Annotated in this window: 12 protein-coding genes and 1 pseudogene; 4 read left to right on the top strand and 9 right to left on the bottom strand. The window is 72.5% G+C overall.

The window, feature by feature from the left end:
- Positions 1–189 precede the first annotated feature (189 nt).
- The 6 genes from V5F59_RS02045 to V5F59_RS02020 are packed head-to-tail and all read right to left on the bottom strand — an operon-like array spanning position 190 to position 4,540.
- Positions 190–1,389, bottom strand: coding sequence for an MFS transporter (locus V5F59_RS02045; RefSeq protein WP_393982124.1), 1,200 nt, complete (start codon positions 1,387–1,389; stop codon positions 190–192).
- A gap of 14 nt (positions 1,390–1,403) precedes the next feature.
- Entirely contained in the window at positions 1,404–2,123 is a 720-nt protein-coding gene (arsH, locus tag V5F59_RS02040) for an arsenical resistance protein ArsH (RefSeq protein WP_393981933.1), read from the bottom strand.
- Positions 2,120–3,175: an ACR3 family arsenite efflux transporter gene (arsB, locus tag V5F59_RS02035; protein WP_393981931.1), complete on the bottom strand. Its 1,056-nt coding sequence runs from the start codon at positions 3,173–3,175 to the stop codon at positions 2,120–2,122. The genes arsH and arsB overlap by 4 nt, the downstream gene beginning before the upstream one ends.
- Positions 3,176–3,202: 27 nt before the next feature.
- Positions 3,203–3,625, bottom strand: coding sequence for an arsenate reductase (glutaredoxin) (gene arsC / locus V5F59_RS02030; RefSeq protein ID WP_393981929.1), 423 nt, complete (start codon positions 3,623–3,625; stop codon positions 3,203–3,205).
- Positions 3,626–3,633: 8 nt separating this feature from the next.
- On the bottom strand, positions 3,634–4,185 hold the full coding sequence (locus tag V5F59_RS02025) for an arsenate reductase ArsC (protein WP_393981927.1): 552 nt from the start codon (positions 4,183–4,185) through the stop codon (positions 3,634–3,636).
- The gene (locus V5F59_RS02020) at positions 4,178–4,540 is read right to left on the bottom strand and encodes an ArsR/SmtB family transcription factor (RefSeq protein WP_393981925.1); all 363 of its coding nucleotides are present in this window, start codon (positions 4,538–4,540) and stop codon (positions 4,178–4,180) included. Before V5F59_RS02020 ends, V5F59_RS02025 begins: the two co-directional genes overlap by 8 nt.
- A 217-nt stretch (positions 4,541–4,757) precedes the next feature.
- Between V5F59_RS02020 and V5F59_RS02015 the strand changes: the two genes are divergently transcribed.
- From V5F59_RS02015 to V5F59_RS02005, 3 genes and pseudogenes are all read left to right on the top strand, one after another.
- Positions 4,758–6,695: a hypothetical protein gene (locus tag V5F59_RS02015; protein ID WP_393981923.1), complete on the top strand. Its 1,938-nt coding sequence runs from the start codon at positions 4,758–4,760 to the stop codon at positions 6,693–6,695.
- A complete protein-coding gene (locus tag V5F59_RS02010; RefSeq protein WP_393981921.1) occupies positions 6,692–8,338 on the top strand; it encodes a PEP/pyruvate-binding domain-containing protein in 1,647 nt (548 codons plus the stop codon). Before V5F59_RS02015 ends, V5F59_RS02010 begins: the two co-directional genes overlap by 4 nt.
- Before the next feature lie 594 nt (positions 8,339–8,932).
- Positions 8,933–10,077, top strand: a pseudogene (locus tag V5F59_RS02005) (aldehyde dehydrogenase family protein); the annotation flags it as partial.
- Between the two features lie 79 nt (positions 10,078–10,156).
- On the opposite strand, the gene V5F59_RS02000 reads toward V5F59_RS02005, so the two are convergent.
- Both V5F59_RS02000 and V5F59_RS01995 read right to left on the bottom strand, forming a co-directional pair.
- Entirely contained in the window at positions 10,157–10,942 is a 786-nt protein-coding gene (locus V5F59_RS02000; RefSeq protein ID WP_393981919.1) for an enoyl-CoA hydratase/isomerase family protein, read from the bottom strand.
- A gap of 180 nt (positions 10,943–11,122) precedes the next feature.
- Complete coding sequence (locus V5F59_RS01995) at positions 11,123–11,890, bottom strand: glucose 1-dehydrogenase (RefSeq protein WP_393981917.1); 768 nt, start codon at positions 11,888–11,890, stop codon at positions 11,123–11,125.
- 132 nt (positions 11,891–12,022) lie between these two features.
- Here V5F59_RS01995 and V5F59_RS01990 point away from each other — a divergent pair, with 132 nt between their 5' ends.
- Entirely contained in the window at positions 12,023–12,496 is a 474-nt protein-coding gene (locus V5F59_RS01990) for a MarR family winged helix-turn-helix transcriptional regulator (protein ID WP_393981915.1), read from the top strand.
- Positions 12,497–12,527: 31 nt separating this feature from the next.
- On the opposite strand, the gene badI is transcribed toward V5F59_RS01990, so the two are convergent.
- Entirely contained in the window at positions 12,528–13,325 is a 798-nt protein-coding gene (gene badI, locus V5F59_RS01985; RefSeq protein ID WP_393981913.1) for a 2-ketocyclohexanecarboxyl-CoA hydrolase, read from the bottom strand.
- Positions 13,326–13,348 lie beyond the last annotated feature (23 nt).

Here is a 13,348-nt window from a genome sequence, read left to right as displayed (position 1 = left end):
GCCCGCCGCCCTCGCAAGGGCGCATGCCCCCACGCGACCCGGCGCGCCATGCCCCGTTCCCCGCCGTCTTCCTTCGTCCCGCGCCGGCAGGTTGGGACGGCGCATGCTGCGCCGCATTGACATTTCTCAACTGTACAATGCGTGGCGGGGTCCCGGCGGTTGCAGTCGACCGCGCCGCTCCGGCAGCCCTCAGGCCATCCGCCGCTGCCGTCGCCAGAGGACGGCGACGAGCCCCACGTTCGCCACGCCCAGCGCCGCGAGGCTGGCGAGCACCGCCGGCGCGCCGGCCCCGGCCAGGACGAAGGCGGCGGCAAGCGGAGCCGCCGCCTGGGCGATCAGGGCCGGCCGGGCGAGGCGCCCCATGAGGGCGGGATAGCGCTCCGCCCCGAACAGGGCGAGGGGCACCGCCCCCTTGGCGATGGAGAACAGGCCGTTGCCGGCCCCATAGGCGGCGAGCGTCGCGGCCATCAGCGGGAAGCCCGCGGCAAGGAGGGCGAGGCCGCCGGCCATGAGGCTTACCGCCCAGGTCATGGTCCACAAGGGATGATGGCGGCCGCCGCTCACCTGCTCGATGACCCGGGCGAAGACCTGGGACGGGCCGATGACCGTGCCCGCCGCCACCGCCGCCGCGAGGCCCAGCCCCTGCGCCTGCAGCAGCGCCAGCAGCTCCACCGAGATGATGGCGGCGATGGTGCCCGCCAGCGTGACGATGGCGGCGACGAGGCGGAAGGCCGGCCCCTCCCCCGGCCGCAGGACAGCCGCCCGCGCGGCGCCCCCGGCGGAAGCGGCCGCCGGGACGAGGCCCGCGCGGGGCATCATCGCGGCGATGAGCGGCACGCACACGCCCGCCTGCACCAGCGCATAGGTGAGGCAGGCCCCGCGCCAGCCGAGATGGGCGACGAGGAAGGCGGAGAGGGGCCAGCACACGGTGCTGGCGAAGCCGCCCCAGAGCGTGAGCAAGGTGATGGGCCGGCGCGCGCCGGCGCCATGCAGGCGGCCGAGGGCGGCGAAGGCCGCGTCATAGAGGCTCGCCGCCATGCCGGCGCCCATCACGCACCAGCCGAGGGCGAACACCGGCAGGCTCTGCGCCGAGGCCAGCAGGACGAGGCCGAGGGCGAGCAGCCCGCAGCCCGCCATCAGCACCGGCCGGCCGCCCCGCGCACCGATGAGCGCCCCCACCCTCGGCGAAGCCAGCCCCGCCACCAGAAGTCCCAGCGACAGGCTGCCCACCACCCATTGCAGCGGCCAGCCGGTGTCGGCGGCGATGGGGGCGGCGAGGACCGCCAGCAGGTAATAGGACGAGCCCCAGGCGAGGATCTGCACCACGCCCAGCGCGGCGATGAGCCCCCGCGCGCCGACCGAGGAAGCCGGGGAAGGCGCCGGCGCCACCCCGCCCCCTGCGCTCACCGGATGGCCCCGAGCGCGTGCCGCGCCTCCGCCTTGGCCGCCTCTTCCTTGCGCTCGCTGTAGCGGTCGGTGAGGTGGGGTGCGATATCCCGGGTGAGGAGGGTGAACTTCACGAGCTCCTCCATCACGTCCACCACCCGGTCATAATAGGCCGAGGGCCGCATCCGCCCGGCCTCGTCGAACTCCTGGTAGGCCTTCGCCACGGAGGACTGGTTGGGGATGGTGAGCATGCGCATCCACCGCCCCAGGATGCGCATCTGGTTCACCGCGTTGAAGGATTGCGAGCCGCCGCACACCTGCATCAGAGCCAGCGTGCGCCCCTGGGTGGGGCGGATGGCGCCGAGGGCGAGGGGGATCCAGTCGATCTGCGCCTTCATCACCGCGCTCATGGCGCCGTGCCGCTCCGGACTGCACCACACCTGCCCCTCGGACCACTGGGCGAGGTCGCGCAGCTCCTGCACCTTCGGATGCTCCGCCGGCGCCCCGTCCGGCAGCGGCAGGCCGTCCGCATGGAAAATGCGCGTCTCGGCCCCGAAGTGGCGGAGCAGGCGTTCCGCCTCCAGCGTCAGCAGGCGGGAATAGGACCGCCCCCGCAGCGAGCCGTAGAGCAGGAGGATGCGCGGCGGATGGCGGGAGGGCGTCGCGGGGATCAGCCGGTCGAGGGAGGGGATGGCGAGAAGACGCTCGTCCACATTGGGCAGGGTGTCGTCGGTCACGGGACGCTCCTCGCCGCGTCGCGGGCGGCAGCTCCGCGTTCGTACCAGCCTTTGGAGCGGTTCACGATCCACACCACCGAGAGCATCACCGGCACCTCGATCAGCACGCCCACCACGGTGGCGAGCGCCGCGCCGGAGGTGAAGCCGAACAGGGAGATGGCCGCCGCCACCGCCAGCTCGAAGAAATTGGAGGCGCCGATAAGGGCGGAGGGCCCGGCGACGCAATGCTCTTCCCCGGCGATGCGGTTCAGCACATAAGCGAGGCCGGCGTTGAAATAGACCTGGATGAGGATCGGTACCGCGAGGAGCGCGATCACCAGCGGCTGGGCAATGATCGCTTCGCCCTGGAAGCCGAACAGCAGCACCAGCGTCGCCAGCAGGGCCACCAGCGAGAGGGGCCCGAGCCGCGCGAGGAGCTGCTCCAGCGCCCGCGGTCCGCCAGCCGCCAGCAGCCGGCGCCGCACCGCCTGCGCCACGATCACCGGGATGACGATGTAGAGCACCACCGACAGCACCAGCGTGCCCCACGGCACGGTGATGGCGGAGAGGCCGAGCAGCAGCGCGACGATGGGGGCGAAGGCCACCACCATGATGGCGTCGTTGAGGGCCACCTGGGAGAGGGTGAAGTGCGGCTCGCCCCGGGTCAGGTTCGACCACACGAAAACCATGGCGGTGCAGGGCGCGGCGGCAAGGATGATGAGGCCGGCGATGTAGCTGTCGATCTGGTCGGCCGGCAGCAGCGGGCGGAACAGCCAGCCGATGAACAGCCAGCCGAGCAGCGCCATGGAGAAGGGCTTCACCGCCCAGTTGATGAAGAGCGTGACGCCGATGCCGCGCCAGTGCCTGCCGACCGCGCCGAGGGCGGCGAAGTCGATTTTGAGCAGCATGGGCACGATCATGAGCCAGATGAGCACGGCGACGGGCAGGTTCACCTGCGCCACCTCGATGCCGCCGATGGCCTGGAAGACCGCCGGCGCCAGATGGCCGAGAAGCACGCCCGCAACGATGCACAGGCCGACCCACACGGTGAGATACCGTTCGAAGGTGGACATGGGGTTCTCCGGGAATTCTGCGAGGTGTCAGCCGGTGATGCGGCGGCCGGCTTCGTCCACCACCCGCTCGCCGTCTTCCTTGGCGAAGGCGCCCTGCTGGGGCGGCAGCAGGTCCAGCGCCAGTTCGGACGGCCGGCACAAGCGCACGCCCCTGGGCGAGACCACGAGGGGCCGGTTGATGAGGATGGGATGGGCCATCATGGCATCCAGCAGGTCGTCGTCGGTGAGCGCGGGATCGGCAAGGCCGAGCTCGGCATAGGGCGTGCCCTTCTCCCGGAGCGCCGCGCGCACCGTCAGGCCGGCGCGGGCGATGAGATCCTTCAGCAGCGCACGGGCGGGCGGCGTCTTCAGATATTCGATCACGTGCGGCTCGATGCCGGCGTTGCGGATCATGGCGAGGGTGTTGCGCGAGGTGCCGCAATCGGGATTGTGGTAGATGATCACGTCCATGGCGGGCCTCATGCCACATCCGGCCGGGGCGCGCTGGCGCCGTCCAGCCGGCCGATCTCGCGCAGCTTGGCGCCGAGCGCGAGGCGGTCCAGCCTGGCGACGGGCAGGGCCGTGAACACCGAGATGCGGTTCTTCAGATAGCGGAAGGCGGCGACGAAGGCCGCCTCCTTGGCGATGTCCGTGCCCTCCACCGCGGCGGGGTCCTCGATGCCCCAATGGGCGGTCATGGGCTGGCCCGGCCACACCGGGCAGGCCTCGCCGGCGGCGTTGTCGCAGACGGTGAAGACGAAATCCATCACCGGCGCCCTGGGCTCGGCGAACTCCAGCCAGCTCTTCGAGCGCAGCCCCTGCGTGGGATAGTCGAAGGCCTCGAGGACCTTGAGCGCGAACGGGTTCGGCACGCCCTTGGGCTGGCTGCCGGCGGAGAAGGCGTGGAACCGCCCCTGCCCGTCCTTCGCGAGGATGCTCTCGGCGAGGAGGGAGCGGGCGGAATTGCCGGTGCACAGGAACAGCACGTTGAAGACGTGCCCGGCCGGGGCGTCAGGTGTCACGTCAGGCATGGGGGGTCTCGCTCTTGGGGTCACAGGCACAGGACAGGGCGGCCACCACCGGGGTGCACACCTCCGGGTGGCCCTGGCAGCAGTCGCGCATCAGGAAGGCGACGAGCGCCGAAAGGGCGGGATAGGCGGCGCTGTAGCGGATGGAGCGCCCCTCGCGCCGCGACGTCACCAGCCCCGCCTGCTCCAGCTGGCCCAGGTGGAAGGACATGCGCGAGGAGGATGCGCCGTCCATGGCCGCGCCGATGGCGCCTGCGGGCAGGCCCTCCGGCCCCGCCTGCACCAGCAGGCGGACCATGCGCAGGCGCGTTTCCTGCGAGAGGGCGGCGAAGGCGGCGAGGGCCTGGGGCTCTTCCATTTTATTTCAATAACTCTTGAGATGTTGAGGTGTTATAAATATCGCCGCGGCCGATGGCAACGGCCTTGTGCGGCGACCTCGTGCGACGACCTGCGGCCGTCTTCCGGCCACGCTGTCGTCGTTCTGTCAGCTTCCGGCCTTAGCACTTGGGCTGGATCGCCGAACAGGGGTGTCCGGCCCCGGGTCCTGCCCCGCCCGGGACGGCGGATGGCTTGGAATGAACAAGACACAGATCGTCGAGGAACTCGGGGAAGCAGGGCTCCTGCTCCCCGGCCTGATTGAGGACGCGCTCGCCGCCAACGACCGTGCGAAGCTGCGCATGACCGCCCTGCAGGAGGCCGTGGCTCATGCCCGGACACCGGCGCGGGCGATGCGGCCCATGGCCGCCGAGGCGCGGGCCGCGGGGGTTGAGGACGATGGCCTCGATCCCCTCGTCGCCGGCGCCCGCGCGCTTGATGGCGGGACCTGCGCCATTCCCGGCGCGGCGCGGCTGGTGGACGCCATCCTCGACGACATCGACCACATGGCCGCGCCGCTGGACGCCGCCCGGACCGAAGGCGCCGCCGCCCTCGCCACCCGCCGGGCCGCCCTGCGCGCCGGCCTGCCGCGCCCCGACGGCGACGTGGTGGGCGAGCCGCTGCTGGCGGCCGTCACCTCCGCCCGCCGCGGCGGGGCGGACAGCGCGCACCTGCTGGTCATGGACCTGCACAAGGCCATCAACCAGCTCGCCGCCGGCATCGCGGTGGAGACCATCGCCGGCGCCCATGCCCTGGGGGTGACGGCGGACGATCATCCGCGCATCGCCGCCTTCATGCGCGGGCTCGACGCCACCCGCGCTTTGGTGTTCGGCCATCCCGGCCTGGCCACCACCGCCAGCCGCTCCGGCCCGCGCCTGGTGCTGCAGAACGACATCGGGACCACCGACGCGCACGTGATCATCGTCACGGTGGAAGGCCTCGACGCCACCGTCACCTACACCGACGTGCATCGCTCCCGCGCCAAGTTCTTCATCGGCCTGTTCCGCGATTTTTCCGCCGAATGGACGCCGCTCGCCGAGCGCACCGCCCGCGGCCTCGCGGAGGGCGCCCCCTTCTATCTCGTCACCGGCCGCTTCAAGGGGCGCGACGCCGCGGACCTCGACGCCTTCCTCGAAGGGGTGGGCGCCCACCTGCCCTTCCTCATCGACTGGAACAAGGCGCGCAAGCAGCTGCAGACCTTCGTGGACAAGGCCGCGGCCATCCGCCTGCTGGACGAGGCCGCGCGCGCCCGGCTGGGCCACCGCGCCTTCCTGGAGCTGGGCGGGGCGGAGCTGGTGTTCGAGGCCGTGCGCCACAGCGCGGAAGGCCGCGTGCCCTACGGCGCGCGGCTCGACCGGGCGCTGGGGGTCCCCGCGGTCTCCGGCCTGCTGGCGCAGGTGCTCCGCCTCACCGCCGAAGGCCTGCTCGGCCAGCGCTCGGTCCGCCTCATCCGCGACGAGGTGCGGGCCGAGCTGTCCCGCCGCTTCGGCTCGGCGGAGCAGGAGATCCTCGCCCACGCCCTGCGCCAGCTGGGCCTCGCCCGGATGCTCGCAGCCGGCCTCGCCGAGGCGCTGGACGCCGGCCCCGACCTCTCCGACGCCGAGCGCGAACGCCTCGCCCTCGGCGCCAAGAGCCTGGAGGAAAAGGCCGACCGCCAGGTGCTCGCCGCCCGGGACCAGGCGAGCGGGCCCTATGCGCGGGGCCGGCGCTTCCTGCCGGTGATCGAATCCGTGGAGGACGCCATCGACTGCCTGGAGGAGGCGGCCTTCCTGCTCGGCGTGGCGCACCGGCCCGAGGCCGGCGCGCCCACCGGCGCGCCTCTGCTCACGCTCGCCGCCTGCGCCGTCGACTGCTGCAGCGATCTGGTCCGCGCCGTCGCGGCCGCCTGCGAGGGACCCGCTGGCCTGCGGGAAGACGTGACCGAGGCGCTGGAGGCCATCGAGGCAGTGATCGAGGGCGAACGCCGGGCCGACCGGGCCCAGCGCGCGGTGCTCGCCGCCGCCTTCGCTCCGGCCGCCGCGGCACAGGCCGTGTTCGCGGTGGCGGAGCTGTCCCGCGCCATCGAGACCGGGACCGACCATCTGGCGCGCGCCGCCCTGGCGCTGCGGGCCAGCGTGCTGGAGGAGACCACGCCGTGACCGCCACGCTCGCCACCGCTGCCCATGCCCCCGCGCGCGAACACGCGCACCACCACGCGGCGCACCCCCGCCGTATCGCCTTCATCGGCCCGCGCGGCGACGGCGCGCCGCTGGCCGCCCGCGACTTCGGCTCCAAGGCCGCCCAGCTCTGGCGCATGAGCGCGCTGGGGCTGAACGTGCCGCCCGCCTTCGTGCTCTCCACCGCGCTGTGCGGCGCCGACCGCGCGCCCAGGGTCGTCGACCGCCTCGTGGAAGAGGGCATCGCGTATCTGGAGCAGGCCACCGGCCGGCGGTTCGGCGACCGCCGTCGCCCGCTCCTCGTCTCGGTGCGCTCTGGCGCCGAGAAATCCATGCCCGGCATGCTGGAGACCGTGCTCGACGTGGGCGCGACCGCCGAGACCGCGCGCGGCCTGATGCGCCTCACCGGCAATCCGCGCCTCGCGTTCGATTGCTGGCGCCGCTTCCTCGAAGGCTATTGCGAGGTGGTCGCCGGCCTGCCGCGCGGCCCGTTCGAGGCGGCGCTGAAGGACCTTCTCGCCGCCGAGGGCGCGCCCGACGAGCGCAGCCTCGACCCGGACGCGCTGGAGCGCCTCGCCGCCACCTACCTGGACCTTGCCCGCAACCGCTTCGGCACCGACGTCCCCATGGCGCCCGAGCGCCAGCTGGCCGATGCGGTGGAGGCCGTGTTCCGCTCCTGGAACGCGCCCAAGGCGCAGGATTATCGCAGGCTGAACCATTTGGAAGGCCTCACCGGCACCGCCGTGACGGTGCAGGCCATGGTGTTCGGCAATGCCGGCGCGCGCTCGGGCTCGGGCGTCGCCTTCTCCCGTGATCCCGCGACCGGCGCCAGGGCGCTCTACGCAGACATGCTGTTCGAGGCGCAGGGGGAGGACGTGGTCTCCGGCCGCCGCCAGCCCGTGGGCCTCACCCGGCTGGAAGCGCGCATGCCTGAGGTGGCCGCCGAGCTGACCGCCGGCGTCGCGGCGCTGGAGGCCGCCTATGGCGACGTGCAGGACGTGGAGTTCACCATCGAGGAGGGGCACCTGTTCTTCCTCCAGACCCGCGCTGCCAAGCGCACGCCGCGCGCCGCCCTGAAGATCGCCGTGGACCTCGTGGCCGAAGGGGCGCGCACGCCCGCCGAAGGCCTCGCGCTGCTGGACGGGGTGGACCTCGGCGCCGTCGCCACCTCCCGCTTCGCCGACACGGCGGAGCCGGTGGCCCGTGGGGTGGCCGCTTCCCCCGGCACGGTCGCCGGCCGCGTCGCCTTCGACACGCCGGCCGCCCGCCGCCTGTCCGAGGCGGGGGACCCGGTGATCCTGGTGCGGCCCGACGTGGCCACCGACGACATCGCCGGCCTCGCGCTGGCCGCCGGCATCCTCACCTCGGTGGGCGGGCGCACCGCCCATGCCGCGGTGGTGGCCCGCCAGCTCGGGCGGGTGTGCATCGTCGGCTGCGCGGCGCTGGTCATCGACGGCGACGGCCGCCGCGCCCGTCTCGACACCGCGGAGGTCCGGGAGGGCGAGTGGCTCTCCCTCGACGGCGAGGAGGGCTCCGTCTTCCTTGGCCGGCGCGACGTGGTGCTGGAGCGGCCGGAAACCGAGCTCGCCATCGTGGAAGGCTGGCGCGCCGCCGCGGGCGGCTGAGGCGCGCGTCCGGAACCGGATCCGGCGCCCCCGGCCGGCGGGGCCGCCTCCGGACTCCTGAAAGAGCGGGCCGGCGATGGAGCCTGCCTTCCCGCGCCCCGTCCCCGGTTGGCGCGAAACGGCCCTGTCCCCGCACCAGCGTCGCCGCCGGCGCATCGTCGGCCGCGTGTGCTCCGGCGAAGCCGCGCAGCAGGCGCTCCACCTCCCGCGGGGCCTGCTGCATCGGCACATGGGCGCAATCCGCGATCACGGCATAGGCGCCCCGGGGCACGAGGCGCGCCAGCTCCTGCGCCATGGCCGGGGGCGTCGCCTCGTCCAGCGCGCCGGCGCAGGCGAAGGGCGGCACCGCGAGGCCCCTCGGCCCGCAGGTCCAGCGTGGCGAGGATGCCGCAGGCCGCGGCGAACACGTCCGGATCGGTGGCGACGAAGGCGGCGCGGCGCTCGGCGACCCGCTCCGGCACCTTGTCCGCCATCTGCGGCGGGAACCGGCGGCGCATGGCCGTGTCGGCGATGGCTTCGAGGCCCGCTTCCGCCGCCCTCCCCGCCGTGAAGCGAAAAGCCCCGCGCCCGTCCTCGCTGAAGGCCGCGCCGCCGCGCGACGACGTGATCCCGGTGGAGGGACCCTATCTCACCTACACCCGCCGCACGCCCATCGGCGTGGTGGCCAATTGCACGCCGTTCACCCCCCGCTGATGATCCTGTGCAAGTCGCTGGCGGCCGTGCTCGCCTCCGGCTGCACCATGGTGGTGAAACCTTCCGAATACACGCCCTTGACCACCCTGCGCCTCGCCCAGCTCATGACCGACAACGGCCTGCCGACGGGCGTGTTCAACGGGATGAACGGGGTGGGCGCCAGCTCCGGCCGCTTCCTCGCCGAGCATCCCGACATCAACAAGCTGGTGCTCACCGGCGGCACCGAGGCCGGGCGCATCGCCGCTCGGCCGCCGCCCGCGTGTTCGCCACCAGACCCTGGAATTGGGCGGCAAGACGCCGGTGATGGTGTTCGACGACCATGACGTGAAGCAGGCGGTGAACTATGCCGCCTTCGGCGCCTTCGTCGGCGCCGGCCAGACCTGCGTCTGCGCGGCGCGGCACATCGTCCAGCGCGGCGTTCATGATGAATGCGTGGAACGGCTCGCCGCCAAGGCCAAGGCCAAGGCCATCCGCATCGGCGACCCGCACGATCCCGGCACCCAGCTCGGCCCGGTGGCGTCGCAGCGCCAGCTCGACCGCGTGCTGTCCGTCGTGAAGGCCGGCCATGACGACGGCGTGCGCCTGGTCGCCGGTGGTCAGCGCCGCATCGTCGAGGGCCACGAGAACGGCTTCTCCGTCGAGCCCACGGTGTTCGCCGACGTGGCGCCGCACATGCGCATCGCCCGCGAGGAGGTGCTCGGACCGTTCACCGTCGTCATCCCCTTCGACACCGAGGAGGACGCCCTCGCCATCGCCGACGACAGCCCGTGGCCTTGCCGCCGCCATCCGCACCCGCGACGTGCACCACGCCCGCCGGGTGGCGGCGCAGGTGAAGGCCGGCATTGTCTGGATCAACGACCACCACCGCCTCGACCCGGCCTCCCCCCGGGGCGGCCCGGGGCGGCATGGACGACAGCGACATCGGCCGGGAATTCGGCGTCGAGAGCTTCAACGACCATTTCGACGTGAAATCGGTGATGGTCTCCACCGAGGACAAGCCCTTCGACGGGGACAAGGGCACGTCCGAGCAGCCGCGCCTCGACTGAGGCCGGCAGCCCCGGCCGGGATTGTCGCCAGGCCGCGCGATCCCGCCGGGGGCGGCGCGTGGGCAGGAGGGACCCGCCCTCAGCGCCCGAGGAAGGCCGAGACGCGCCGGTGCGTGTCCGGCTCCCGCATCAGAGCGCCGATGCCGTCGATCTCGGCCCGCGCCCCCGCCTCCGGCAGGGCCGCGACAAGGCCGATGCAGCCCTTCGCCGTCCGGATCGCGGCGGCGGACAGGGCCGCCGTGCGGGCGACGACCGCATCCGCCGCGCCCCGCACCTCGGCGGCGGGCACCGCCCACTGCACGAGGCCGAGCCGTTCCGCCTCCGCCCCGCCCACCAGCTCCCCGGTGAGGATGATGCGGGCGGCGACGCCGGGCCCGCACAGGCGGGTGAGGCGCTGGGTGCCCCCGGCGCCGGGCAGGAGGCCCACCTTCGCCTCCGGCAGGCCAAGCCGGGCCTCGTGGGCGGCGATCCTGAGGTCGCAGGCGAGCGCCAGCTCCAGCCCGCCGCCCAGGGCGTGGCCCTCGATCTCCGCCAGCGTCACCGCCGGCAAGGCCGCGAGACGGTCGTAGACCTCATGGAAGCGGCGCACGGTGCGCACCATGTCGTCGGCGCCCGCCGGGCTGTCGAGGCGCGTGCCCACCAGCGCCAGATCGGCGCCGGCGCAGAACAGCTTGCCGGCGCTGCGGATGCGCAGCACGGCGATGGCCGGGTCCGCCGCCACCTGCGCAAAGGCCTCGAAGAGCGCATCGAGCATGGCGTCGTCGATGGCGTTCACCGGCTCCCGCACCAGGGTGAGGGTGGCGACCGCCCCCTCCACCGCGAGGGTGAGGCGGCCGGCGCCGATGGCAGAGGTATGCAGGGTCACGGGAGCTCCGTTGAAAACCGCGCGCCGGCGGATCGGGAAAGGCGGGAAAAGCCGCGGCCAGCCCCGCGCCCGTCGCCGGCCCCCGCACGGGCCGGCGACGGGTGGCTCCTGGGCCGAAAGCCTGCGCGGCTCCCCGGGCGAACCCGCGCGGCACCGGGCCAAGACCCGGCGCCGAGGGGGTCAGCCCACCATGGAGAGGCCGCCGGAGACGGACAGCACCTGCCCCGTCACATAGCCGGCGGCGTCGGAGGCGAAGAAGGTGATGGCGCCGGGCAGGTCCTCCGGCTCACCGATGCGGCCGAGGGGAATGGAGCGGCGGAACGCCTCGGCCAGCTTCTCCGCGTTGCCGGCGCCCTTCTTGTAGTCCTCGAACAGGGCCGTCTGGGTCGGGCCCGGGCAGACCACGTTGAAGGTGATGCCGTCGCGGGCATGCTCGCGCGCCAGGGTCTTGGAGAGGGCGACAAGGGCGGCCTTGCAGGCGGCATAGACCGCCTCCCCGCTGGAGCCGACGCGGGCGGCGTCGGAGGCGATGTTCACCACCCGCCCCGCCTTGCGCCCCACCATCAGCGGCAGCACCACATGGTGCATGTGCAGCGCGCCGGTGAGGTTGATGGCGATCAGGCGCTCCCAGTCCTCCGGCGAGGTCTGGAGGAAGGGGCGGAACACGTCCCAGCCCGCATTGTTCACCAGCACATGGATGGGGCCGAGCTCCGTTTCCACAGCGGAAATGGCCGCCTCGACGGCGCCGCGATCGGTGATGTCGCAGGAATAGGCGCGCGCGACGCCCCCCTCGGCCTCGATCTGCGTAACCGTGCGGCGCGCGGCCTCCATATCGCGGTCGAGAACCGCCACGTGGCCGCCCATTACGGCGAAGCGACGCGCGGTTGCGCCGCCGATACCACCACCGGCGCCGGTGATGACGATCACTTTATTGTCGAAGTCTTTCACGGCCGACACATGCTCCCGGATCTGTGCCGCCATTATGCGGCGGCGCTTCATTATGTCAATTCATTGATATAAATTTATGTTGCGTCGGCGCGGGCCATCCCCATAACCGACGAAAGAGAAAGGTGTTTCGCCATGTCCCGCCGCAGATCGAGCCTTGAGCCCGGCCAGTTCGAGGTTGCGAACCGGCTGTTCTTCCGGCTCTACCAATGCTCGAACCTGCTGCATAAGAACGGCACGCGCTCCATCGGCGCGTTCGGCGCCACCACCCAGCAATGGGCGGTGCTGGGCGCCCTGGCGCGGCCGCTGGTGCACGAGAAGGGCATGAGCGTGAAGGACCTCATCGCCTTCCTCATGCTCAGCCGGCAGAACCTCACCGCCGTGCTCGACCGCCTGGAGGCCCGCGACTGGGTGGAGCGGGTGAAGGACCCGGAGGATGGCCGCAGCCGCCTCATCCGCCTCACCGCCGAGGGCAATCGCATCTGGAACGAGATGCAGGAGGCCATCGAGACCTTCTACACCAAGGCGCTGAAGCCCCTGAGCGAGGCCGAGCAGGTGCAGATCTACCAGTTGCTCGACCGGCTGCGGGACGGCCTCAGCGAGGCGTGAGGCCGTCCCTGCGCACGAAGCGGGCGGGCGCTCAGTCCTTCTTCTTCACCACATGGCGGCGGAAGTCGGGCTTGCGCTTCTCGCGGAAGGCGACGCCGCCTTCCTTGGATTCGTCGGTGTCGTAATAGAGGCTCAGCGCCGCCATCCCCATGGAGGAGATGCCGCGGATGCTCTCCGTGTCCGCGTTGAAGGAGCGCTTGGCCAGCGCCAGCGCCGTGGGGCTGCGCTCGATCAGCTCCGCGCACCAGCGGTCCACCTCGGCATCCAGCTCCTCGTGGGGCACCACGGCGTTGACGAGGCCCATGGCGAGCGCCTCGGCGGCGGTGTAGCGCTTGCACAGGTACCAGATCTCCCGCGCCTTCTTCTCGCCGACGATGCGGGCGAGATAGGCGGTGCCGAAGCCGGGATCCACCGAGCCCACCTTGGGGCCCACCTGGCCGAGCTGCGCCTTGTCCGAGGCGATGGTGAGATCGCACACGGTGGCGAGCACGTTGCCGCCGCCGATGGCGAAGCCGTTCACCCGCGCGATCACCGGCTTCGGCACGTCGCGGATCAGGCTCTGCAATTCGTCGATGGGCAGGCCGATGGTGCCGCGCCCGTCGTACTGGCCATCATGGGCGCTCTGGTCGCCGCCGGTGCAGAAGGCCTTGTCGCCCGCCCCGGTGAACACGATGACGCCGATGGAGCGGTCCCAGCCGGCGGTCTGGAAGGCATGGATCAGCTCCTCCACCGTCTGGCCGCGGAAGGCGTTGTACTTGTCCGGCCGGTTGATGGTGATGCGGGCGACGCCCGCCGGCCGCACCTCGTAGAGGATGTCCTCGTAGCTCATCTGGTCTTCTCCGAAGAAAGGCG

Origin of the sequence: Xanthobacter nonsaccharivorans, assembly GCF_043194755.2 — a bacterium.
In the GTDB taxonomy this organism is placed as follows: domain Bacteria; phylum Pseudomonadota; class Alphaproteobacteria; order Rhizobiales; family Xanthobacteraceae; genus Xanthobacter; species Xanthobacter autotrophicus_G.
Note: the sequence above shows the minus strand (reverse complement) of the source record. Positions and strands in the feature narration are given on the sequence as shown.